A 21,527-nucleotide genomic window follows, 5' to 3' on the forward strand; every position below is an offset into this window, starting at 1 on the left:
GCTACTACAGCCTTGGGTCGATTGGCTCGCTTTCCAACGCCAGCACGGCGAAGACACACTCGTGAACCCGGCGTAGCGGCTGCTTGGCGACAAATCGCGTTAGCGCTTCGTGGCCAAGCGCGAACTCCCGGAACGCCAGGCTGCGCTTGCCGGCCAGGCCGCGTTCTCGGAGGCGGATGAGATTGTCGGGTGCATCATATTCGGGACCATAGATGATGCGCAAATATTCCGGGCCGCGGACCTTCAGCGCCGGCTGGATGAGCCCCTTCTCGCTACGGCTGACGAAGTCGCGTGGTTTGACCACCATGCCTTCGCCGCCTGAGCCGGTCAGTGCTTCCCACCAGGCGACGGCCTCGGCACACGCGCTGCCGTCGGCGAGGTCAACCATACGCCATCGAGTCGGCGTGACCACGCCGCCACGGGCAGCCAGACGGTCCGCGAGCGACATGTGCCAGACATGGTCCTGGTCAAACCAAACACGTCCCTCGCTGGCCAGCAGGTGGAAAGGCGCGGCCTTAAGGTCCTCGACGCCCGAAACTGGCCATACGTAGGGCGCCCAGGCGGTGGCGTATTTGGCTGCGCGGACGGCCCGGTCTTCAAGGCGTGCGTTCAGGCCGGCTGCATCGACGCCGCGCGCCATCGCACGGGCCAGCGCCTCGTTGCTGGCCTTGAAACCGGCGGCAGAGGATATCGCCACAGGCGCATACTGGCTTTCGATCAGACTGCCGGCCTTGGCCGACCAAGGCATTATCTCGGCGTCCAGCAGCAGCCAGTCGCTGTTCAATTCCTTCCACAGATCCGCCGCGTCGACCTCGGTGCGAAGACGGGCGAGCAGGTCCTCCGTCATGGCACTGTCATTGAAAAAGGAGCGTCCGGTGCGGGTCCAGATTGCGCCGGTTTCGTCGCCAGGGACCCCGAAGCGGCTGCGTGCCGCCTGCGCGTTCCGGCAGAGCGCGATCACTGCCCGCGAACCCATGTGCTTCTCCTCGCACACGATCTGCGCAACGCCGCGCTCGCGGAAGTAAGCGAAGGCATCCTCCGGACGTTCCAGCCAGCCGTCCTGGCTGCTGGTCTCGGACGGCGACATGGTCGGCGGCAGATAGATCAGCCATTGCGGCGAGAGCGCGAAGCGGCTCATCACCTCCAGTGCTGCCGACGCGTTCTCCTCGGCCACGACAATCCGGCCCCTCAGTCCGGTCTCGATCCAACGGCGACCGGAGACATCCTGATAATCGAGCACGCCGTCGGCGTCGGCCTGTGCCGATTTACCGGGACCGGACCCGCCCAGCGGACGTATCGGCTCCGACCAGGTCTCGATTGCCGGCACCTCGACCAGTTCGCGTTCCGGCCAGCGCAAGGCCGTCAGCTTGCCGCCGAATACGCATCCGGTGTCGATGCACAGGGTGTTGTTGACCCATTCGGCCGATAGCGTGGGCGTATGTCCATAGATAATGGCCGTCTTGCCACGATAGGCCGCAGCCCAGTCGGCACGGACGGGCAGCCCGAATTCGTCGGTCTCGCCTGTGGTCTCGCCGTACAGAGCGAACTCGCGCACAGCGCCGGAACCGCGTCCGATCATCCCTTCCTTGAGGCCGGCATGGGCGACGGCGAGGCCTCCGCGATCGAGCCAGACATGGCTGCGCAGGCCGTCGAGAAAGGCCGGCAGCACCTCGCGCAGGCCTCGGTCCTGTGCATTTAGCTGATCAAGAGTCTGCTGGAGGCCGTGAGCGACAGTGACCTTGCGGCCTTCTAGCCAGCGGCTGAGTTTGCGTTCATGGTTGCCCTGGACACAGTAAGCCGTTCCAGCCGCGACCATGCTCATGGCAATGCGCAGCACGTCGGGCGAGTTGGGGCCGCGATCGACGAGGTCGCCGACAAAGACGATCTTGCGGCCCTCTGGTGGAACCACGGTGACCATTCGGTCGCCCTGATGCTCAGACCAGGCGACGCTGTAGCCCAGTCGAGCGAGCAGGATATGAAGCTCATCCGAACAGCCGTGGATGTCGCCAATGATATCAAACGGGCCATGGTCGTCGCGCTTATCGGTCCACAGCGGCTGTCGCGACACCTCGGCCGCGTCGATGCTGGCCTCGCTGGTAAGCTTCCAGACTTGGCGGAAGCCCTCGCGTTGGAGGCCGCCAAGACCCTTGCGGACCTCGGTTGTCATGCGCTGGGCGACCCCGGCGCCGAACTGCCGGTCGGCTCGCACTGCATTGCGTGCGACGCACACCTCGACGCCTGGATCGAGGACCACGGCGACGGGCAAAGCGTGCCACTTGCGCGCCAGCTCAATCCAGGGCTTGCGGTCGGCGGCTCGCACATTGGTGGCATCGATGACGGCCAGCCTGCGGTGTTTGAGCCGCTTGCCGGCTATTTCGCGAACCAGATCGAAGGCATCCGCAGAGACGTCCTGGTCGGTTTCGTCGTCGGAGATCAGCGCCCGGCACTGGTCCGAGGAGATAATCTCGGTCGTCAGGAAATGCTTGGTGGCGAAAGTCGACTTGCCCGATCCGGTCGAGCCGATCAGCACGACGAGGGCGAAGTCAGGAATGGTGAGGTTGGTCTTATCAGGTTCTCTCATCGGGTGAACACCGCCATCTGTGTGGGGGCGCCGAGGGTCGGGTCCTCGGCTCCGATACCGCTGAAGGTGGCTGCATAGCCATAGATCTCGCCGATTTTGGCCGTCCAGGCTTGGAACTGAGCCCGGCTCCATTCGAAACGGTGATCGGGATGGCGAAATGCGCCAGGGACCAGTCTTGGAAACAGAGCGTTGTAGTCCGCATTCGGAGTGGTCACGATGACGGATTTGGGCGCCGTCTCACCGAAAACGATGCGTTCGACCAGGGGCAGCCTGTCCTCGTCGAGATGCTCGATGACCTCGACCAGAACGGCGACGTCGGCTGCGGCCCAACGGCTGTCGCGGTAGGTCAGCGATCCATGCAGCAGCGTGACCCGGCCCTCGGGCGGCCCGCCTAATTCGTTCAGCTTGAGACGCTTTGCGGCCCATTCCAGTTCGCGCGCCGCCGGATCCAGACCGAACAGCTTGTGAATCCATCGCTCGCGCACCAGCCTGTCGAGCAGCTTGCCTTCACCGCATCCCAGGTCCGCAACCGTGGTTCCTCGCGTCGCCCGAATGGCGTGGACAACTGCGTCCATGCGCAGATCGTTGAGCCGGATAGGCGTCTCCAGCGCTTCCTCGGGCGTAACGCGCGGCTCGGCAGGTTGTGCCTCGCCAGCCGTCTCGGGAGCCAGCCGCTCCAGGGCGATGCGGGCCAAAGCCCGGCGATTGCCCAGATAGCGGCGCACGATCAGGTCTTTGGCCGGATGGTTTTCCAGCCAGCCTTCGCCTTTGGACAGCAGCTTGTCGATCTCTGCTTCGCCGACCCAGTAATGCTTGGCATCGTCCATCACCGGGATCAGCACATAGAGGTGGTTCAACAAGGCGCTGAGCCGGCCCGTGCCGGTCAGCTTCAGATGGCCGTATCGGGGCTCGCCCGCAGCACCCCCGATTCCTTCGATTGGCGTCAGATCGACTGTCCAGCCCAAGGGTTCGAACAAACTTCGAACCAGAACCTCATCGCCGCGCGTTGGCAGTGGCGTGACCACGGCTTCCAGCGGCAGTTCGCTGTCGGCTAGTTCCTGGCGCTCCTTCGATATACCGGTCATCGCCGTCCGCAGCATTTTGTTCAGCGCCACCGACAGGAAGGATGATGCAGCGTAAGGCCGGTCGTTCACAAATTGGTCTAGCAAGCCTTCTGACTGGCCCTTGCCTCGCACCAGTCCCACCGGGTCGACGTCGAGCAGGAGTGCAGCCTCGCAACGCTCTTCGGTTGCCTCGGGATAGAACAGCCACGCCTTGCCGAAAGACAGGTCGGTCTCGTGCAGGCGATCCGGATGCTTGTGCAGCAAGAAGCCGAGATCGGTGGCCGGACGGTGCGTTGTGGCAACGGAAAGGAACATCCGCGACCGATAGCGCAGACAAGCGGAATAACCAATGGCGGTTGTGTGACCCACCACAATAGGTTGTCGCCAACGATAACAAGGGCAGGCGCCGGGCACCTGCCCTTGTACAACTCAGACGATGCTGACGCTTTTACGCCGCGGTGGCGACGCGCTCGGCATTACCGGTCGCGGCCACAATGGCGTCGACCTTGGTCGAGGCCTTGGCCAGCGCTGCTGCCACCGCATCGGCGCCCATGCCGACTCCTTCGATGCGGATGACCTCGACATCGGTCATGCCGAGGAAGCCAAGCACGCTGCGCAGGTAGGGAATGGCGTGATCGAACTGCACGGCCGCACCTTCGGAATAGATGCCGCCCGAAGCCAGCACGATGTAGACCTTCTTGCCGGTGACTAGGCCCCTTGGGCCGTTCTCGCCATAGGCGAAGCTCTTGCCGGAACGGGCAATGTGATCGACCCAGGACTTCAGCGTCGAAGAGATGTTGAAGTTGATGAAGCCGGTGGCGAGAATCACCGTATCGGCCGCGAACAGTTCATCCAGAACAACATCGGAAACGCCAACGACTTCAGCCTGGCGTGAGGTGCGCGCTTCGGCCGGCGTGTAGATGCCGGTCGCATAATCGGCATCGATGTGCGGCAACGGATTGGCGACGAGGTCGCGCACGACAAGCGTGTTCGACGGATCGGCGGCAACAAGCTTTTCAGCGAATTCAGTAGCAATTCGGGTCGAGTGCGAGGCAGCGCCGCGCGGGCTCGATATGACAAGAAGGATGGACATTAATGGGGTCTCCAGGGTTCGATTAAAATCTCCCGGCAGATATGTGTGCGCGGACCCATTTGAAAAACTGGTATATTTTGTATATTATCCATCTAAAATGTGGATTGAACGATGCAACCGAACCCGACGCTTGACCAACTGCAGATCCTGGTTGCGGTGGCCGAGACCGGCAGCTTCTCGGCCGCCGGGCGCAAATTGAATCGCGCGCAATCGGTGATCAGCTACGCCATCGCCAACCTCGAAGCGCAGCTTGGGCTGAAGCTGTTCGAGCGCGAGGGCACGCGTGAACCGCAACTGACCGATGTCGGCAAGGCGACGCTGGAAGATGCGCGGCGAATGGTCGGCGTGCTGCAACGCATCCGCTCGCGTGTCGACGGATACCGGCAGGGATTGGAGGCGGAAGTTACGCTGTCGGTCGACGTGACGCTACCGTCGCCGGTGCTGGTTCGGGTGCTAAAGGCATTCGAGGCGCAGTTCCCGGCCGTGACGCTGCGTCTGCATATCGGCTCGCTTGGCCTTATCCTCGATCATGTTGTCGGCGGACAGGCCGATCTCGGCATCGGGGGGCTTCTGGGTGAGACGGACGTGAATCTGCTTCGCATCGGCTTCTTCTCCCTGGTGCCAGCCGCAGCGCCTGATCACCCGCTGGCGCTGCTGCCGAGACCAGTGGCGCTAGAGGATGTCCGCGAACACATCCAACTGGTCGTCTCGGACCAGTCCGAGCGTACGCGCGGGCGTGACTATGGCGTCTTCGCCTACCGCACCTGGCGGCTGACGGATGTGCGCACCAAGCACGTGCTGATGCGCGAGGGGCTGGGCTGGGGCGGGCTGCCGCGATGGCTGATCGCCGATGATCTGGCGACCGGCCGGCTCGTCGAACTCGATCTCGAGCCTTACAGCGAAGTCCGCTCGCCGCTCTATGCCATGCACCGCGCCGATCGCAGCCCGAAACCGGCGGCCGCCTGGCTGATCGACCAGTTCAAGCGCCAGCTAGGCTGTTTCAACGAGTTCGAACCGGGTGAGATACCTGAGGAGAAGCCGGAGACAGGCCGTCGATCAGCGCCATGAGAACGGCGCGGTAGTCCTCGATCGATGCTCCAGTTTCGATTGCGAGCGCTGCGCGGTCGAAGGCGGCTGCGAGCAACGCGGTCAGTGCTTCCACAGGCAGTCTCGTCATGGAGTGCGAGCGCATCGCAGCAACAAGGCCTTCGCGCAGCGAACGGTTACCATGGCGATTGTCGATCGCATCCATGGCGGCGCGGCCGAGCACGGCCGGGCCGTCAAGCAGCAAGAGCCGCGTGCGGCCGGGGGCACGCATGGCAGCCAGATAGGCATCCGAGCCGGCAATCAGCGCATCGCGGGCAAATAGCGAAGGCGGCGACGCGCGTTCGATCTCTTCCGAGACGGCTTGCGCCTCCTGTTCGACCACAGCGGCAAACAACGCCTGCTTGTCGGCAAAGTGATGATAGAGCGCACCGCGCGTGACGCCGGCAGCGACGACGATCTCGGGTGTGCCGGTCTGGGCATAGGACTTTTCGGTGAACAGTTTGCGAGCCGCGGCGATGAGCTCGGTGCGTGTCGCCGCAGTGCGATCACGGTTGGAGCGGCGAGCGGATCCTTGTTGCATACATGCAGCCTGTATGTTAATTCCATTTACCTGCAGACTGTATGTTATTTGCCGGGAGAAGGAAAGATGAGGACGACGAGCTATTATCCGGTGCTGATGACGAGCGACGTTGCCGGCACGGCAGCCTTTTATGTTGCGCATTTCGGCTTCAAGCCGCTGTTTGAGGCCGACTGGTACGCGCATCTGCGCTCGGCCGAAGACCGTCGCGCCAACCTCGGCATCGTCCAGGGCGATCATGAGACGATCCCGGAGGAAGGGCGGGGCCGCACATCTGGCCTGCTGATCAATTTCGAGGTCAGGGATCCGGATGCCATCTATAAGCGGATCACCGCCGCTGGCCTGCCGATCCTGCGAACGCTACGCGACGAACCCTTCGGCCAGCGCCATTTCATCACCAGGGATCCCAACGGCGTGCTGATCGACGTGATCAGGCCGATCCCGCCGAGCCCAGAATTTATGGCGCAATATGCGCAGGGTGCTGCGGCGCGCTAACTAGCCCGCGCCAACGGCATCACGGTGACCTGAGTAATGCCGGAGCGGCGCACCACCGTGCACAGTGTCTCGCGGCCGATTCGCTCGGCGTCGAGCATGCGCACCAGATCGTCGACGCCGGTGACCGGGCGGCCGTCGATGGCGGCAATAATGTCGCCTTCCCTGAGGCCGGCTTTGGCCGCCGGGCTGTTCTTTTCGACGGTGCGCAGGCGCACCGCCGTGCTGCTCGATACTTGCGACAAAAGGGCTGCGCGGCGCGGCAGGTTGGTGGTGTCGGCGGAAACGCCGATGAAGGCACGGCGCACACGGCCGAAGCGGATGATTTCCGAGATGACGAAATTGGCGGTGTTGGAGGCAACCGCGAAGGCGATGCCTTGCGCGCCGTGGATCATCGCGGTGTTAACGCCGATCACCTCGCCAGCCGAGGACACCAGCGGTCCGCCAGAATTGCCGGGGTTGAGCGCGGCGTCGGTCTGGATGACGTCGTCGATCAGCCGGCCGGTGGAGGCACGCATCGAGCGGCCGAGTGCCGAGACGACGCCAGTGGTGACGGTCCATTCGAAGCCGAGCGGATTGCCGATGGCAATTGCAATCTGGCCGCGCCTCAAACGCTTGGAATCGCCAAGCGGCGCAACATCGGCAAAGTTGCCGTCGGCGCGCACCAGCGCAATGTCGGTGTCGGGATCGCGGCCGAGCACGCGGCCTTCCCTGGAGGCGCCGTCCGGCATTGACACGCGTACGCTGCGCGCATCGCCGACGACGTGGAAGTTGGTGACGACCAGCCCGTCCTGCGCGATGACGAAGCCGGAGCCATGGCCACCCGGGCCACCGATGCGCTCGATGCGGCAGACGGCGGGCCCGATGCGGTCGACGGCATCGGCGACCGTCGCCGAATAGGCATCGAGAAGGGCATCGTCATATTGCAATTGCTGGGCGGGCAGGGCCATCCGAGGGCTCCGTTTGGAACAATGTGAACAATGCCTATATGTGCGGAGCGGCCGGACCGGCCGCGACCTGACCAGATGGCCAGTCAAATGCCCAACTAGCCGTCAGGCGAGTATCCGCCAACGCCCTGCCGGGCGATATCTGGGTCACGAAGAACCCAGGAGACAAATCATGAGCGATTTCAATCTGAGCACGTTTTCCGACGCCATTGCCGACATCGCGGCAGCCGCGGCACCAGCGACGGCCAGCTTCGCGACGCACCACCGGACGTCAACTGCTTTCCACTGGCGGGACGGCTATTTCGTCACTGCCGAGGAGGCGGTCGAGGCCGGCGAGGAGATCGAGCTGACGTTTTCTTCGGGCGAAGCCGTCAAGGCGGAACTGGTCGGCCGCGACCCGTCCACCGGCACGGCCGTTTTGAAACCGGCCGGCGCGCCGGCCGCCCCGTCACTGGTAAAGGCGGATGCGGTGCGGCCGGGCAACCTGGTGGTCGTGGCGGGCAATAGCGACGGCACCTCGCTCGCTACCTTCGGCACGGTCGGCGAGGTCGGCCCGGCCTGGCGTTCAATGCGCGGTGGCACGATCGACCGGCGCATCAACCTTGCCGTCAATGCCGGCGGCCGTTTCGAGGGTGGCCCTGTGCTCGACGCCAAGGGCGGACTGATCGGCATGCTGCTGTTCGGGCCACGCCGGCGGGCGCTGGTCATGCCTTACGAAACGATCGAGCGGGCAGTCACGACGCTGCGCGAGAAGGGTCATGTGGCGCGCGGCTATCTTGGCGCCGGCCTGCATCCGGTCCGCAATGGTGATACACAGGGCGCCATGGTGATGAGTCTCGACGATAACGGGCCGGCGAAATCAGCCGGTCTCAGTCTCGGCGACATCATCGTGTCGTGGAACGCAGAGACGGTGCATGGCCCGCGCGAGCTGATCCGCAAGCTCGGGCCGGACAGCGCCGGTGCCTTGGTGACACTCGGCGTGGTGCGCGGCGGCGAGAATCGTGAGGTTTCCCTGACCATCGGTGAAAAGCCACTGAGCTGAGGGATAGATGGTAAGCGGTGAGGTCGCTGGCAGACGGCTGACGGTGCTGATCGCGCTCGGTGACGCCGAGCGCACGCGAAGTCTGTCCGCCATTCTCGCCGCGACCGATGATCTGCGGCCGGTTCTGGCCGGCGAAGTCGACGGGCGTGAGGCGGCGGATGTCGCCATCGTCGATGATCATGGGCTACAAGGCGGGCTCGTCGACGCGGCTATGCCTCGCGTGCTGCTATCGTCGCGAGCGGCCCGCGAACGGCCGGCCGATACAGTGTTTGCCGTGCTGCCCGTGCAAGCGGACGAGTTGCTGATCGCCGCCGCCGCGCGGCTCGCGGCTGCGGGCTACCGGATTTCGCGTGACAGTCATGCTCTATCCGATCTGCATCACGATTTGACCTTCCATGGCAGCGACCGGTTCGAAGAGGAACCGACTGACGAGCATATCGTCCGGCCGACGCTTTCGCCGCGGGAAGGCGAGGTGCTGGCGCTGCTGGCCGAGGGCGCGCCCAACAAGGTCATCGCGCGACGGCTGAACATCTCCGTGCACACGGCGAAGTTCCACGTCGCTGCGATCCTGACGAAGCTCGGTGCCGCCAACCGCACCGACGCGATTGCCATCGCCATGCGGCAGGGCCTGGTGCTGGTCTAGTTCAGATTGTCTCAAGGCCGACGCAGCGTAACCCGCATGCGGTGTGTTGGGCCTTGCGCGGCGGTTCTCAGCCGCGCAAGGATCGTGTCTTTCATGTTGCAGGAAGGCGCAAGGATGTCGCTCAAGGGAAAGACGCTTTTCATCTCCGGCGGGTCGCGCGGCATCGGGCTGGCGATTGCGCTGCGCGCCGCGCGCGATGGCGCCAATGTGACGATCGCGGCCAAGACCGCCGAGCCGCATCCGAAGCTGCCCGGGACGATCTACACGGCGGCGCACGAGATCGAGCAGGCCGGCGGCAAGGCGCTGCCGGCGCTGTGCGACATTCGGGATGAAGAACAGGTCGCCGAGGCGGTCGCCAAGACCGTGGAGCGGTTCGGCGGCGTCGATATCTGCGTCAACAACGCCAGTGCCATCCAGCTCACCGGCACGTTGGAGACCGATATGAAGCGCTACGATCTGATGCACCAGATCAACACGCGCGGCACTTTTCTCGTCTCCAAAATGTGCATTCCGCACTTGAGGTTGGCGGAAAATCCTCACATCTTGAATCTGGCGCCGCCGCTCGACATGAAGGCCAAGTGGTTCAAGAACCATGTCGCCTACACGATGGCAAAGTTCGGCATGTCGATGTGCACGCTGGGCATGAGCGCCGAGTTCGCCAGGGACGGCATTGCGGTCAATTCGCTATGGCCGATCTCGACCATCGACACGGCGGCGGTGCGTAACCTCCTGGGCGGGGCGACGGTGGCGGCGATGAGCCGTTCGCCCGACATCATGGCCGATGCGGCATACGCCATCCTGGTCAGGCCGTCGCGTGAGGCGACCGGCAATTTCTACATTGACGAAGAAGTGCTGCGCGCTGAGGGCGTCAGCGATTTCTCGGCCTATGCGCCGGGTGCGACAGGCCCGCTCGCCGGCGACTTTTTTGTGCCGGACGAGGTGTTCGGCCGGACGGATACCAAAATCAAAGGTATCTACTGACGGAAAGTATCTAGCTGACAGGCATATCTCTTAAAGACCGGCACAGACGTGTGCTCAGTCTTCGGCTTTCTTGGCTTTGCCAAGACCCATCAGCCGGTCGATATAGGCAAGCATCAGTGCCGACAGAACGAAGGCCAGATGAATGATGGTCAGCCACATCAGCTGGTCGGTCGTGTAGGAGACCGAGTTCAGGAACACCTGCAAGAGGTGGATCGAGGAGATCGCTACGATTGTCGAGGCGACCTTGACCTTCAGCGAGCCGACATCGATCGTGCCCAGCCAATGCACCTTGCCGTCATTTTCATCGAAGCGGCTGACGAAGTTTTCGTAACCCGAGATGATCACCATCACCACCAGTGAGGCGACCAGCGCGGCATCGATGAGGCCGAGTATTTTCAGGATGGTGTCGGTGTCATCGAGCGTGAAGGCAACGGAGACGAACTCGAACAGCTTGTTGCCGAAGGACACGGCATAGATGGCAAGTGCCGCACCCAGTCCGAGATAGAAGGCGACCAGCAGCCAGCGCGAGGCGAGAATGATCGATTCGATGGCGAGTTCGAGGCGCTTCATGCGGCGATTCGGGCTCCGTTGTCGGAGTGCCGTATTTCGGGCAGGCTGCGGCGGTTTGCAAGGTTTCAAAAAAACGAAACCCCGCCGGGGAGGGGAACCGGCGGGGCTCGTGTGTCCCGCTGGAGTCGGGACAGGGCAGGGAACGCCCTTTCCAGAATCTGGGATGGGTAACCGCGCGTTTCAAGATTGATGACCGCGCGATTCAATGGTTGATCAAATCGCGCGGTTCACATTGCGGTTTATTGGGCGCTGGCCACAGGCGCTACCAGGGGGGTAATCCGGCGGATGGCGACGCGGCGGTTCTCGCGGTTGGGTCCCGACGTGTTGACCTTGAGATACTCCTCGCCATAGCCCTGCGTCGTCAGGTTCTCCGGCGGGATGCCGAAGGCGTTGGTCAAGGCTTCGGCGACCGCCTCGGCGCGGCGGTCGGACAGAGCAAGGTTCGCTTCCGGTGTGCCGACAGCGTCGGTATGGCCCTCGATCAGGAAGCTCTCGGCCGGGTTTTTCTTCAGCAGCTTGTCCATGGCGTTGGCAACACCCTCCAGCTTCTGGACCTCGGTGTCGGAAATCGAGGCCGAACCGAATTCGAAGTTGAGCGTGTCGAGGTCGATGCGGCGGGCGATGTCGCGCACGCGGGCCGAGCGCTTGACCTCGTCGATCGAATAGAGGCGCTGGACCCTCTCGACCGGCGGCCGTTCGAGGAAGGTGTAGTAGTCGTCCGGATCCTCGACCTCTTCGGAATCCAGAATGTATTCCTCTTGCGGGATGGTAAGGCGCATCGGCGGCAGGTCGTCGCCCGGGTCGCGCCAGTCTGCATCGTCGTCATAGTTCCGCTCGTCGACATAGCTCAGCACATATTCGCGGCCGTCGGGCGCGAAGCGTGAACGCTGGATGACGTCGCCGTAGCGGTTGCGGATGGTGACGATCCGGACACCATTGTCACGCTCAACGATTTCCCGGGTGCGATCGCCCGACAGGTCCTCGTAATAGACATTCCTGGCGCCGCGGTGCATGCGCGGTGCATCACTGCTTTCGACGAACGTCTGGTTGTTGAACTGCAGGATAACGCGGTCGCCGAATTCCCTGACGACGTTGGCACCCTGGGGGCGCGGACGACGACGAACATCCTCGACGTCCGGCGCACGCTCGACGCGCTTGCCTTTTTCCTCGGTCACCGGAACGATCTTTTCAGGCTTGATCTCCCGCTGGGCTGCCCGGTCGTCGGTGGGTGGCGGCCCCTGATCGACCGGAGCCGGCTTCGGGGCTTCCACCTGGTTCTCGCCCTGCTGGGCGGGCTGGTTGCCCTGCTGCTTACCGGCATTTTGGCCGCGCTCCTTGCCACCCTTGCGCTTGCGCAAGACATCCTTCTGGCTGTCCAGAACAGGTGCCTCGTTCGGATTGGCCTGGGCTTCACCCTGGACCGGATTTTCACCCTGGACCGGCGCGGCCTGGCCAGTCGAAGGCTGTTCGCCGGTCGAGGGCTGTTGCTCTCCTGTCACCGGCTGTTCGCCGACAGGCCTCTTGCCACGTTTCTTGATCTTGTCCTGGGGCTGTTCGCCCTGGACGGGAGCGGCCTGCTGCTCGATCGGAGCCGGTTGGGCCTGTGGGGTCGCTTCCTTATTGGTCGGCGCCGGCTGGCCTTCCGCCTCCGTGGCGGGTCCGGTCAATTCAGCAGGCTTCTTGCGCTTGCCCGGCTTTTGTCCGGGCTCGACAGTCGGAGCCTGTTCTGCCGGGGCAGCCTCGATCTGCTGGTTCTGTTTTTGCTTCTTCTTGCGCGGGTTGACGTTGGGCTGGTTGTCGTTTGCCGGCGCTGCCTGCTCGGCCGGTTGTTCCGATGGGGCCGCTTCGATCTGCTGCCGATTGCGCCGCTTCTTGCGGGGTTGCTCGGTCTCGGCCGGAGCGATCTGCTCGGCCGGAGCGGATTCTGTTTGCTGCTGCTGATTGCGCCGCTTCTTGCGGGGTTGCTCGGACTCGGCTGGAGCGATCTGCTCGGCCGGAGCGGATTCTGTTTGCTGCTGCTGATTGCGCCGCTTCTTGCGGGGTTGCTCGGACTCGGCTGGAGCGATCTGCTCGGCCGGAGCGGATTCTGTTTGCTGCTGCTGATTGCGCCGCTTCTTGCGGGGTTGCTCGGACTCGGCTGGAGCCGCCTGCTCGGCCGGAGCGGATTCCGTTTGCTGCTGCTGGTCGCGCTTCTTCTTTCTGGGCTGCTCTGCCTGCTGGCTTTGCGCGCAGGCCTCCGCCGACTCGCCCTCGGCGCAACTCGATTGCACTGGGATGAGCGGCGCTGCGGTACGTTGCACGGGGCCGAATGCGGCGTCGCCTTGCAGCGGGAACGCGCCTAGCGGCGCGGACGCCATCAACAGGCCAAGCGCCGTGCCTGCCAGAATCCGTGGTTGGCGTTTCATCATAAACACTCCTTGTGGCGTCCCATCCATGCCCAAACTTTCAGCAACCATGTTTGGTTCCTGTTTGTAGGTTCTAGCTGTGGCACAGGGCGATTGACCGGCGTTTTGAAGGCGACTTCATGTCATTCGTATGGTCCTGGCGTATGGTCCTGGCGTATGGTCCCGGCGTATCGTTCGGACGAGGGTGCACGGTTGCCGTGCTTGACCTTGAAGCGTCCGGGGGCCACATGCCGACGATGGAAAAGCCGTTCTGGAAGACCAAGACGCTCGAGGCGATGACCCCGGCCGAGTGGGAATCACTCTGCGACGGTTGTGGCAAGTGCTGCCTGTCCAAACTCGAAGACGAGGACACCGGAGAGATCTACTGGACCAGCGTCGGCTGCCGGCTGTTCGATGCTGGAAGCTGCCGCTGCTCCGACTATGCCAACCGGCTGGCGCGTGTTCCGGATTGCGTCGGGCTGACGCCGCAGAACGTGCGCACCATCAGCTGGCTGCCCAAGACCTGCGCTTACCGGCTGGTGGCCGAGGGCCGCGATCTCTATTGGTGGCACAGGCTGGTGTCGGGAAGCGACGAGACCGTGCACGAGGCCGGCATCTCGATGCGCGGCCGGGTCAGCGCCAGCGAGACCGACCTTGCCGAGCCGGACGAGTATTTCGACCATATGCTCGCGGACGAGCCTTAGGATTTCCTGCGGTAACGAAGACCGGGAACCATGGCAAAAGGGTACGTTCCCCATCTGCCCTGCATAGAACGGTTCCAGAAACGGACAGACTGACGGCTGGCCCATTCTTGCCGCATGAACGGGGGATGAATGGCTGGTTCGCAAAAAATTCAGACAGGCGGGTGCATTCTCCTCGCATAGGTTTGACGAAAACGGGTGGAAACCCTCAAACAAGGAGAGAAGACAATGTTCAATACCATCAAGACGGTTGCTCTTTCGGCACTTGTCGGCCTTGGCACGCTTGCTGCCATCCCCGCTCATGCTGACAGCATCTATCTCGGCTTCGGCAACAACCAGGATCCGCGCGTCGGCGTCTATACCGGCGACGAAGATGATGGTTACTATCGCGAACACCGCCGTCATGGCGGCTGGCGCCGGTCCTGTTCGCCGGAGCGTGCCATTGACAAGGCCGAACGCATGGGCCTGCACCGCGCCCGCATCATCGACATCAACCGCCGCACGGTCAAGGTCGCCGGCCGCCAGTATGGCGACCGCGTCGTAATCGTATTCGCCAACGAGCGCGGCTGTCCGATCATCTATCGCTAAGGTCTTCGGGCTTGCGGCAGGCTGACTTGCAGCCGGTAGAGTAGCGGAGCCCTTTCCGCCAGGACGGAAAGCGCGGCTCAAAAAAACCCCGGAGGATCGATCCTCCGGGGTTTTTCATTCTGCAAGCGATGGTCATTTCAATTCGAAAGTCACCGTCACCTGTGCGGTATAGGAATTCTCGCCGGCTTGCACCGGGACCGACGCGCCGGCGGCATCGAATGCCTTGGCGTTGATCGGCATCGGCGGTGGTGCGAAATTCTGGTCGGTGATTTCCAGGACCCGGCCGATGCCGACGCCGGCCGCTTCGGCCAGCGTCTTGGCCTTGGCCATGGCATTGGCGACGGCCTTCTTGCGTGCCTCGGTGACGGCTGCCGCCGGATCGTCGTTGGAGAAGGAGATGCCGCCGCCCTGGTTGACGCCGAGCGACACCGCCTTGTCGAGAATGTCGCCGGTCTTGTCGATGTCGCGGACGCGCACCGAAAGCGTGTTGGTCACTTGGTAGGCGACAAGCTCGGCCTCCTGGCTGCCGTCGGGCTTGTTGGTGTAGTTATAGCGCGGATTGATCTGGATGCCCGCGGTTTGCAGGTCGCGCTCCTTGATGCCGGACGATTTCATGGCAGCGATCACCGCGGCCATGGCGTCGTTATTGGCATCGAGCGCTGCACGTGCCGTCTTGGCTTCGCGCATGACGCTGAGCGTCAGCAGAGCCAGATCGGGTGCTATCGCCGCCTCGCCTTCACCGGTGACGACGATACGCGGCGGCGGTGGCGAATCGGCGGCGGCCGCGATCGCCGGAAATGCGATTGCGGCGGCAATCGCCAGGGGCAAAATACGTCTGGTCATGAAATCTCCTCGATCTGGGATCCCAAGACAGCCGAGTGTTGGCCGGCGTCCAATGGGCGACGTGCAATAGGTTATCAATATGGGCTGATTTGGGCGATCTCTGCCAGCCCCCTTGGAACGCCTGCTCGGAAAGCCCTCGGAAAGCCTTGTGCGGTTCAGGGAAAAACACTAATCCAGCGCCGTGGGGCCTGTAGCTCAATGGTTAGAGCCGGCGGCTCATAACCGCTTGGTTGGGGGTTCGAGTCCCTCCGGGCCCACCAAGACCTTTGATTTTAGTGCGAAAAAGTGGCCTCGGCCCAAAACGTTTTGGGCCGATTATGGGCCCAACAAAAAAGGGCGGCCGATAAGCCGCCCTGCACCGGTCCGAATTGAAACCATTCACTTGATGACGCGAAGCGGTGTCCGATGCTTTATGGCGTCGCGTTTCGCCTCCCGCTCGTTGATCGCGCGGGCGATATCGACGGCCATCCGCTTCTTGTTGGCTTCCCGTACGTACGCGTCCGTCACCGTCATGGAGGAATGTCCCATCGCTTCCATAATGGCGCGTGCCTGGATGTTGCATTCGGCGAGATACGTGCCGAAGGTACGCCGGAGCCCGTGCAGGGTGTAGCCCTCCGGAATGCCGGCCTGCTTGTTCCAATGTGCCATCATGCCGGTGAGGCTTTTTTCCGCAAACGGACGCCCATAGCCATTCCTCAATACCGGTCCACCTTTCGAACGGTCCAGCGGCTCCAGAGCCTGCGCCAGCTTGTCCACGACGGGGATAAACACTTCCCTGCCGCCGTGGCGGTTTCGGTTCTTTTTCTGCCGGAACTCGAAGGCCTCGATCAAAACCAGCGAGCCATCGAACAGTTCGATTTCCTCGCTGACCAGATCTTCCCATTCCAGTGTGGCGATATCGCCGCGTCTATTCCCGAGCCAGAAGCCGAGGGCATAGCAGGTGCGCGCCGCCGAGCCGACCGCATGGCGCGCCTCGAACTTTTCACGAATGGCCATCGGCCACCCGGGATTGGCCGTCGATTTGGGAATGCGAACGCGAATTGACAGCGAAGGATCGTCCTGCGGCTTGATCCACTTCTCAACGTCAATCGCCACCCAAAGGAGCTTTTTGATCGCTACCAGCAGGTGCTTTGCGACTGTCCGTCTGGTGCCAAAGACGCCTTCGATAATCGCACGCAGACGGTCGGCATCAAGATGCTCGATCGGCGTGTCGCGCCAGGTCAGCGGATAGGCGGGATCGACCTTCATCTCAAGGAAGCGTTCAATAAGCCGAGCATTCTTCTGCTGGGTCGCTTGGTCGAAGTCCAGCCATTCCATCGTCGTTTCAAGTCGGCGGGCAGCATGACCGAAAGTCTTTGGCAACGCCCGTCCAGGCAAGTCGATGATCACGGCCTTCTGACTCTGGCCTTGAGTTGCCCGTCCATAGGCGGCTTCGAACTCTGGATCACCCGGCCGGCCTGGAAGCCGAATTTCGGGCTTTCCCTTGCCGCGGTAACGATAGACGAGTTTACCGCCTTTTAGGCGCGACGAGACTCCGGGATATTTGTCATCCTTGAATGGCCGGCCCATTAAGCCCTCCTTCCAGCCTTCTGCTGTTCCAAGCGCCGGGGCACCTCGATCGTCGCCGGAGGCGAAGGGCCTTTGCTCTCCATGGCGACCCGAAGGAGCAACGGGTAAGGGAAGCCCCTGCCTTGCTCAATGCCTTCAAATGTGCGCTTGGGTATCCCAAGCACCTTGGCTGCGGCTTCGGCCGTGAATCCTGCCTTGGCGCGCCAAATTTTAACTTCTTGCGCAAGCTTTTCACGATCGTTCACGTCGCGTGTTCCGTACGAGCCCGCGACTTTATTACGCCAGCAGCGTATGCGCAAGCTGCCTATTCTATCTCCTTGCTTCCTTTTTGCTCCGCTCCAAAAGCTGTTGCAGACCGTTGTTTTTGTCGGGTAACGAGGTGAACGCGATGTCGAGCGCTACACGGTCCCAGACGGCCCGACTGTTGATGTGTTTAGGTCTCGGCATGCGCCCATCAGCAACCATCTCTTCAAAAAGCGTCGATCCGACACCGACGTAGCGTGCGGCTTCGTCGCGAGAGAGTCCTCTCGGCGGATAGGAAATCGCGTCACTCTTCATAGACGCTGCCTCGGAGATATCGGCGCGCAAAAGCCGCAGCCGCGCGAAGCCAAAATAGGCAGTTGCTTCGGCAGCTTCGTGGCAAAGAAACAGGGCTATGTTGCCATGAGTGCAACCAGATCCGCATATCCATATCATCCCAACAGGGCGAGATCATCCTGCCATAATAGGATGTGGCTTTGTGCGGAAGCTGCCTCAATAGTTCGTTCGGCAAAAGCGAACAGCGACGTGTAAATCGGACAAATGATACTCACAGAATATTCCGCTGCAAATGTGGGGGGCCGAGTCGCTAGACCGCTACATCGCAAGACCCCCTATCGAGGAGGCGTTCTTTTGCTATCGTCGGCAAGCGGCCTGACAACAAATCGAGATCGAGCAACCACGAACTCGAAATTGCGAGTCGGGACGATGATGGACTGGACGGACTGATCCGGAAAAGATAATAAAAATCAAAGCTTAATGGGATTTAAGTTGGCGATGCAGTACCAAATGCAGTACCGCTGAAGCGCAGCCGATGATGTTTTCAGGGTCGTAGGACGGACTTGCCGTTGCGAACGTCGGCGCGACAGAGCACTTGCGGAGCCCGTGGTCGCAGAGGTTGCCCGAATGCACATTCGAGACCGGCTGAATCCCAGTCCGCGAGGTCTGCGGCGGCGCGATATGTGCTCTCCAAGAAGACTATGAGGCTTGCTTCCGGATCGGTAACTCTGCGGATCGCATAAGGCAGCAGGTATTCTCCAAGTCGTAGTGGGCGGCGTCGGCAAAGATCTTCGCCGCCGCGAAGCCTTTTGGTAGGGCGGTGGAGCGGTCGACTTTCCGGCCTTCTATTCCTAAGCCTGTCCGAAACCGCTGCTCCTCTGACGCGTCTCCTTCGCACGGACCCGTCGCAGCCCTCTTGGTGCGCGGACGCGCGATGCGGACTCTTCGGCGCTCCGATCCGTTTTTCTAGCGCGAAGCTGACCTGCGCAGTACGACCGGAAGTCACAACTTGTGGCCCCATGACAGAGTTGACAACTCTCTGCTGGTCAAAAACCTTCAAAGACGCCATCATGCAACAAAAATTGCAAGGATGTGCATCGTGGACGAGAAGGTCGAGGCTCCCAAGGACTATGAGGATCTCATCCGCGTGATACACGACCGGTATGATGGGATGAGCAAGTCGTACCAGAAGATTGCGTTGTATCTCACCCAAAATCCGAATGACGTCGCGGTGCGATCGGTGAACTCGATCGGGGAAGGCAGCGGCGTTCACGCGTCCAGCTTCGTCCGATTTGCCCAAGCATTGGGGTATGAGGGGTTCAAGGACCTGCAGAGCCTCTTCCAGAAACGATTGTCCACCGCGGCTCCCGGCTTCGAAGCCCGCGTCAAGGCGTTGGAGAAGGAACTGGGGGAGCGGACGGATCGCAGCGAGATGGGATTCATGCACGATCTGGTCGTCCGTGACATCGCGTCCCTGAAAGAGATGCTCACCGGTATTCAGCCCGAGGATCTGGCGGAAGCCGTTAGCCTGCTCGAGAAGGCCGACGTCGTCTATCTGATGGGACAACTTCGCTCGGCACCGGTCGTCGAACTCCTTCGCTATATACTGACCATGCTGGGTAAGCGCTGCGTGCTCCTGGATCCGGGCGGCGGACTGGCCACGCATATGGCCCGCGCGATGCGGAAGACGGACCTGCTGTTTGCGGTGTCGTTCCGCTTCTATGCGAACGAGGTCGTCAATGTTGTGGAAGAAGCCGCGGGGAGAGGTATACCCATCGTGGCGATCTCGGACAGCACGCTGTCTCCATTGGCCAAGAGCGCGCGCGTTCTCTTCGCCGTTCCGGAGCACGAATACACTTTCTCGCGCTCGCTGGCGGCTCCTATGTGTCTTGCCCAGGCTTTGACCGTGGCCTTGGCGGCCAGGCTTCAGAACAACGCAGTCAATCCCCGCATTCCAACGGTTACCGAGCGGTAGGGACTCCAAACCGCGAAACCTGTCGCAGCACCGGCGATCCTCCGGCCGTCGATTCTCAATCGGTGTCGGAAGGTTAAAACGCCATCGCCTTTTCAGGCACGGCCATGGGGCCGGATGCGGCACCAAGGACTGTCTGGTCGTAATCCACCACCGAACCTGTCATGAGCCCGGCATCGTCCGAAACAAGGAAGTTTACCGCCCGCGCGACCTCGCGGGGGTCGATCAGGCGCCCGAAGGGCAGGTTTGCGACCGCTTTCGCTTCCCAATTGGAATCGCCCGTCTCACTCGCCTGTAACTCCCGCTCATGGTCGGAGGCCATCCAGCCGACATCAAGCTGGTTGACGCGGATGCGGTTCTTCATCACGGAAAACGCCGTGTTGCGGGTCAGCGTCGCCAGCGCCGCCTTAGTGGCACAGTAAACGTTGATGAAAGGCTGGCCGGCATGTTCCGAGATCGAGCCGATGTTGCAGATGGCGCCTTCAATGCCGTCGCGGATCATGCGGCGGATGGCCTCCTGCATCAGGAAGTAGGGTCCGCGCACGTTGACGGCGAACAGGGCGTCGAAAAGTTCGGGCGAGGTATCGAGGATGGTGCCACGGTCCGTGCGGGCACCGGCGTTCACCAGCACATGTATCTTGCCATAAACGCGCTCGGCCTCCGCCATCACGCTTCGGCAATCTTCGACTTTGCCGAGATCGGCCTTGACAAAGTGGACAGGCACGCCGGTGTCGTGCGTGATCGCCTCGGCCGCGGCACGGCCCTTCGCCTCGTTGCGGCCGAGAGTGACAAGACCGGCAGCGCCGGCTTCCGCCAGCCGGCGCGCAATGGCCGCTCCCAACCCCTGCGTTGAACCCGTGACAACGCAGACCTTTCCATCCATGCGATTCATACTTCAGCTCTCCACAGTGTAGCCAGCCGCGGCCATGACGCGCCGCAATTCCTTATGCCCGATCTTCGCCATTTCGAGTGGCGGACTTTTGACGGGATCCTGCTCGGCTTCAACGACGAACCAGCCTTCGTAACCGTAGGAGGCCAGCCGCTTCACGATCGCCTCGAAGTCGAGCGAGCCGTCACCGGGTACGGTGAAGGCCCCCTTTACCACTGCGTCGAGAAAACTTTCCCGGCTGCGGTCGAGCCCGTCCACGACCGCTTGGCGGATGTCCTTGGTGTGTACATGCGAAATGCGGGCGTGGTGCTTGTCCACCACCCGCAGCACGTCGCCGCCGGCAAAGGCCATATGGCCGGCATCGTAGAGCAGGGGCAGACCCTCGCCGGAATGCTTCATCAGCAGATCGACGTCCTGTTCGCTTTCGATCGGCGCGGCCATGTGGTGGTGGTAGCAAATCGGCATGCCCTGACCCGCGCACCATTCGCCGAAAGTGGTGAGCTTACGGCCGTAGGCCTTGATCTGATCGTCGTCGAGACGCGGGCGCATAGCCAGCGGCGTTCCGCGGTCGCCCTGAATGGTGCGACCCGTCTCGCCATAGACGATGCAGGGCGCGTTGGTCGCCTTGAACAACTCCATCTGCGCGGCGATGCGGTCCTTCTCTTCATCGATATTGCCGACCAGCAAGCGGCCGGAGAACCAGCCGCCACAGACGCTCATGGCATGCTGCCTCAGGATGGGCTCAAGCACGGCCGCGTCCATCGGGAAGCGGCGGCCAGTCTCCATGCCGGTGAAGCCGGCCTCACGGGCCTGCCGCAGGCACTCCTCCAGCGAGACGTCGTCGCTCAGTTCGGGAAGGTCGTCGTTCCACCAGGCGATCGGCGCGATGCCAAGCTTGGCTCTCATCGTCATCTCCAATCATGATTTTCGAATGCTGCTGGCTGCCTGCGCAGCGACAAAAAACTGCCGGAACAATGCTCAGGGAGTTTTGCATCGTTCCGGCAGGG

The 21,527-nt window shown here is 62.3% G+C and carries 22 protein-coding genes and 1 tRNA gene; 9 read left to right on the top strand and 14 right to left on the bottom strand.

Annotation, left to right across the window (positions count from 1 at the left end; genetic code table 11):
• Positions 1-4 precede the first annotated feature (4 nt).
• From NKJ15_RS16030 to NKJ15_RS16040, 3 genes are read right to left on the bottom strand one after another with little or no spacing between them, the layout of a single operon-like run.
• A complete protein-coding gene (locus tag NKJ15_RS16030) occupies positions 5-2,581 on the bottom strand; it encodes a polynucleotide kinase-phosphatase (protein WP_352816175.1) in 2,577 nt (858 codons plus the stop codon).
• Positions 2,578-4,059 (bottom strand): 3' terminal RNA ribose 2'-O-methyltransferase Hen1, encoded by a 1,482-nt coding sequence (locus tag NKJ15_RS16035; protein ID WP_352816177.1) that lies wholly within the window; start codon positions 4,057-4,059, stop codon positions 2,578-2,580. Before NKJ15_RS16035 ends, NKJ15_RS16030 begins: the two co-directional genes overlap by 4 nt.
• Positions 4,060-4,093: 34 nt before the next feature.
• Positions 4,094-4,738: an FMN-dependent NADH-azoreductase gene (locus tag NKJ15_RS16040; RefSeq protein ID WP_352816179.1), complete on the bottom strand. Its 645-nt coding sequence runs from the start codon at positions 4,736-4,738 to the stop codon at positions 4,094-4,096.
• Positions 4,739-4,849: 111 nt separating this feature from the next.
• On the opposite strand from NKJ15_RS16040, the gene NKJ15_RS16045 reads away from it, so the two are divergent.
• Complete coding sequence (locus tag NKJ15_RS16045; RefSeq protein ID WP_352816181.1) at positions 4,850-5,806, top strand: LysR family transcriptional regulator; 957 nt, start codon at positions 4,850-4,852, stop codon at positions 5,804-5,806.
• Here the strand turns inward: NKJ15_RS16045 and NKJ15_RS16050 are convergent.
• On the bottom strand, positions 5,739-6,365 hold the full coding sequence (locus NKJ15_RS16050; protein ID WP_352816183.1) for a TetR/AcrR family transcriptional regulator: 627 nt from the start codon (positions 6,363-6,365) through the stop codon (positions 5,739-5,741). The two genes, NKJ15_RS16045 and NKJ15_RS16050, sit on opposite strands and share 68 nt — an antisense overlap.
• A gap of 66 nt (positions 6,366-6,431) precedes the next feature.
• Between NKJ15_RS16050 and NKJ15_RS16055 the strand changes: the two genes are divergently transcribed.
• Entirely contained in the window at positions 6,432-6,857 is a 426-nt protein-coding gene (locus NKJ15_RS16055) for a VOC family protein (RefSeq protein WP_352816185.1), read from the top strand.
• Here the strand turns inward: NKJ15_RS16055 and NKJ15_RS16060 are convergent.
• On the bottom strand, positions 6,854-7,804 hold the full coding sequence (locus NKJ15_RS16060; RefSeq protein WP_023678284.1) for a S1C family serine protease: 951 nt from the start codon (positions 7,802-7,804) through the stop codon (positions 6,854-6,856). The two genes, NKJ15_RS16055 and NKJ15_RS16060, sit on opposite strands and share 4 nt — an antisense overlap.
• A gap of 169 nt (positions 7,805-7,973) precedes the next feature.
• Here NKJ15_RS16060 and NKJ15_RS16065 point away from each other — a divergent pair, with 169 nt between their 5' ends.
• The 3 genes from NKJ15_RS16065 (at position 7,974) to NKJ15_RS16075 (ending at position 10,467) form a co-directional block, all read left to right on the top strand.
• On the top strand, positions 7,974-8,843 hold the full coding sequence (locus NKJ15_RS16065; protein ID WP_352491489.1) for a S1C family serine protease: 870 nt from the start codon (positions 7,974-7,976) through the stop codon (positions 8,841-8,843).
• A 7-nt stretch (positions 8,844-8,850) separates the two neighbouring features.
• Entirely contained in the window at positions 8,851-9,486 is a 636-nt protein-coding gene (locus tag NKJ15_RS16070) for a helix-turn-helix transcriptional regulator (RefSeq protein ID WP_352473965.1), read from the top strand.
• A 114-nt stretch (positions 9,487-9,600) separates the two neighbouring features.
• Positions 9,601-10,467 carry an SDR family oxidoreductase gene (locus NKJ15_RS16075; protein ID WP_352473967.1) on the top strand — a complete coding sequence of 289 codons (867 nt, stop codon included), beginning with the start codon at positions 9,601-9,603 and terminating at the stop codon, positions 10,465-10,467.
• Between the two features lie 54 nt (positions 10,468-10,521).
• Here the strand turns inward: NKJ15_RS16075 and NKJ15_RS16080 are convergent, their stop codons facing one another.
• The gene (locus NKJ15_RS16080) at positions 10,522-11,037 is read right to left on the bottom strand and encodes a TIGR00645 family protein (protein ID WP_352450730.1); all 516 of its coding nucleotides are present in this window, start codon (positions 11,035-11,037) and stop codon (positions 10,522-10,524) included.
• 239 nt (positions 11,038-11,276) lie between these two features.
• Entirely contained in the window at positions 11,277-13,442 is a 2,166-nt protein-coding gene (locus NKJ15_RS32995; RefSeq protein WP_502906914.1) for an OmpA family protein, read from the bottom strand.
• Between the two features lie 236 nt (positions 13,443-13,678).
• Between NKJ15_RS32995 and NKJ15_RS16095 the strand changes: the two genes are divergently transcribed.
• On the top strand, positions 13,679-14,125 hold the full coding sequence (locus tag NKJ15_RS16095; protein WP_352816208.1) for a YcgN family cysteine cluster protein: 447 nt from the start codon (positions 13,679-13,681) through the stop codon (positions 14,123-14,125).
• 225 nt (positions 14,126-14,350) lie between these two features.
• Positions 14,351-14,710: a hypothetical protein gene (locus tag NKJ15_RS16100; RefSeq protein ID WP_352637442.1), complete on the top strand. Its 360-nt coding sequence runs from the start codon at positions 14,351-14,353 to the stop codon at positions 14,708-14,710.
• 132 nt (positions 14,711-14,842) lie between these two features.
• Here NKJ15_RS16100 and NKJ15_RS16105 read toward each other — a convergent pair whose 3' ends face one another.
• Positions 14,843-15,553, bottom strand: a complete 711-nt coding sequence (locus tag NKJ15_RS16105; protein WP_352472400.1) for an SIMPL domain-containing protein — start codon at positions 15,551-15,553, stop codon at positions 14,843-14,845.
• Positions 15,554-15,737: 184 nt separating this feature from the next.
• On the opposite strand from NKJ15_RS16105, the gene NKJ15_RS16110 reads away from it, so the two are divergent.
• A tRNA-Ile gene (locus NKJ15_RS16110) sits at positions 15,738-15,813 on the top strand.
• A 118-nt stretch (positions 15,814-15,931) separates the two neighbouring features.
• Here the strand turns inward: NKJ15_RS16110 and NKJ15_RS16115 are convergent.
• From NKJ15_RS16115 to NKJ15_RS16130, 4 genes are all read right to left on the bottom strand, one after another.
• A complete protein-coding gene (locus NKJ15_RS16115; protein ID WP_352816191.1) occupies positions 15,932-17,122 on the bottom strand; it encodes a tyrosine-type recombinase/integrase in 1,191 nt (396 codons plus the stop codon).
• Positions 17,122-17,367, bottom strand: a complete 246-nt coding sequence (locus tag NKJ15_RS16120) for a helix-turn-helix domain-containing protein (RefSeq protein WP_352541475.1) — start codon at positions 17,365-17,367, stop codon at positions 17,122-17,124. Before NKJ15_RS16120 ends, NKJ15_RS16115 begins: the two co-directional genes overlap by 1 nt.
• 64 nt (positions 17,368-17,431) lie before the next feature.
• Positions 17,432-17,680, bottom strand: a complete 249-nt coding sequence (locus tag NKJ15_RS16125) for a helix-turn-helix transcriptional regulator (RefSeq protein WP_352816193.1) — start codon at positions 17,678-17,680, stop codon at positions 17,432-17,434.
• A gap of 523 nt (positions 17,681-18,203) precedes the next feature.
• Positions 18,204-18,731, bottom strand: a complete 528-nt coding sequence (locus NKJ15_RS16130) for a DUF5996 family protein (RefSeq protein WP_352816195.1) — start codon at positions 18,729-18,731, stop codon at positions 18,204-18,206.
• A 27-nt stretch (positions 18,732-18,758) separates the two neighbouring features.
• Here NKJ15_RS16130 and NKJ15_RS16135 point away from each other — a divergent pair, with 27 nt between their 5' ends.
• Positions 18,759-19,634 carry a MurR/RpiR family transcriptional regulator gene (locus NKJ15_RS16135; protein ID WP_352449995.1) on the top strand — a complete coding sequence of 292 codons (876 nt, stop codon included), beginning with the start codon at positions 18,759-18,761 and terminating at the stop codon, positions 19,632-19,634.
• Positions 19,635-19,707: 73 nt separating this feature from the next.
• On the opposite strand, the gene NKJ15_RS16140 is transcribed toward NKJ15_RS16135, so the two are convergent.
• Both NKJ15_RS16140 and iolE read right to left on the bottom strand, forming a co-directional pair.
• The gene (locus NKJ15_RS16140) at positions 19,708-20,523 is read right to left on the bottom strand and encodes an SDR family oxidoreductase (RefSeq protein WP_352541473.1); all 816 of its coding nucleotides are present in this window, start codon (positions 20,521-20,523) and stop codon (positions 19,708-19,710) included.
• A gap of 3 nt (positions 20,524-20,526) precedes the next feature.
• Complete coding sequence (gene iolE, locus NKJ15_RS16145; RefSeq protein ID WP_023676597.1) at positions 20,527-21,426, bottom strand: myo-inosose-2 dehydratase; 900 nt, start codon at positions 21,424-21,426, stop codon at positions 20,527-20,529.
• Between the last annotated feature and the right edge of the window lie 101 nt (positions 21,427-21,527).

Source organism: Mesorhizobium sp. M0207 (assembly GCF_040321995.1).
GTDB lineage: Bacteria > Pseudomonadota > Alphaproteobacteria > Rhizobiales > Rhizobiaceae > Mesorhizobium.

Coding starts and splice junctions, on each gene's coding strand:
- NKJ15_RS16030 (WP_352816175.1), bottom strand. CDS start 2,581: ATGAGAGAACCTGATAAGACCAACCTCACCATTCCTGACTTCGCCCTC.
- NKJ15_RS16040 (WP_352816179.1), bottom strand. CDS start 4,738: ATGTCCATCCTTCTTGTCATATCGAGCCCGCGCGGCGCTGCCTCGCAC.
- NKJ15_RS16045 (WP_352816181.1), top strand. CDS start 4,850: ATGCAACCGAACCCGACGCTTGACCAACTGCAGATCCTGGTTGCGGTG.
- NKJ15_RS16050 (WP_352816183.1), bottom strand. CDS start 6,365: ATGCAACAAGGATCCGCTCGCCGCTCCAACCGTGATCGCACTGCGGCG.
- NKJ15_RS16055 (WP_352816185.1), top strand. CDS start 6,432: ATGAGGACGACGAGCTATTATCCGGTGCTGATGACGAGCGACGTTGCC.
- NKJ15_RS16060 (WP_023678284.1), bottom strand. CDS start 7,804: ATGGCCCTGCCCGCCCAGCAATTGCAATATGACGATGCCCTTCTCGAT.
- NKJ15_RS16065 (WP_352491489.1), top strand. CDS start 7,974: ATGAGCGATTTCAATCTGAGCACGTTTTCCGACGCCATTGCCGACATC.
- NKJ15_RS16070 (WP_352473965.1), top strand. CDS start 8,851: ATGGTAAGCGGTGAGGTCGCTGGCAGACGGCTGACGGTGCTGATCGCG.
- NKJ15_RS16075 (WP_352473967.1), top strand. CDS start 9,601: ATGTCGCTCAAGGGAAAGACGCTTTTCATCTCCGGCGGGTCGCGCGGC.
- NKJ15_RS16080 (WP_352450730.1), bottom strand. CDS start 11,037: ATGAAGCGCCTCGAACTCGCCATCGAATCGATCATTCTCGCCTCGCGC.
- NKJ15_RS32995 (WP_502906914.1), bottom strand. CDS start 13,442: ATGAAACGCCAACCACGGATTCTGGCAGGCACGGCGCTTGGCCTGTTG.
- NKJ15_RS16095 (WP_352816208.1), top strand. CDS start 13,679: ATGGAAAAGCCGTTCTGGAAGACCAAGACGCTCGAGGCGATGACCCCG.
- NKJ15_RS16100 (WP_352637442.1), top strand. CDS start 14,351: ATGTTCAATACCATCAAGACGGTTGCTCTTTCGGCACTTGTCGGCCTT.
- NKJ15_RS16105 (WP_352472400.1), bottom strand. CDS start 15,553: ATGACCAGACGTATTTTGCCCCTGGCGATTGCCGCCGCAATCGCATTT.
- NKJ15_RS16115 (WP_352816191.1), bottom strand. CDS start 17,122: ATGGGCCGGCCATTCAAGGATGACAAATATCCCGGAGTCTCGTCGCGC.
- NKJ15_RS16125 (WP_352816193.1), bottom strand. CDS start 17,680: ATGAAGAGTGACGCGATTTCCTATCCGCCGAGAGGACTCTCTCGCGAC.
- NKJ15_RS16130 (WP_352816195.1), bottom strand. CDS start 18,731: ATGATGGCGTCTTTGAAGGTTTTTGACCAGCAGAGAGTTGTCAACTCT.
- NKJ15_RS16140 (WP_352541473.1), bottom strand. CDS start 20,523: ATGAATCGCATGGATGGAAAGGTCTGCGTTGTCACGGGTTCAACGCAG.
- iolE (WP_023676597.1), bottom strand. CDS start 21,426: ATGAGAGCCAAGCTTGGCATCGCGCCGATCGCCTGGTGGAACGACGAC.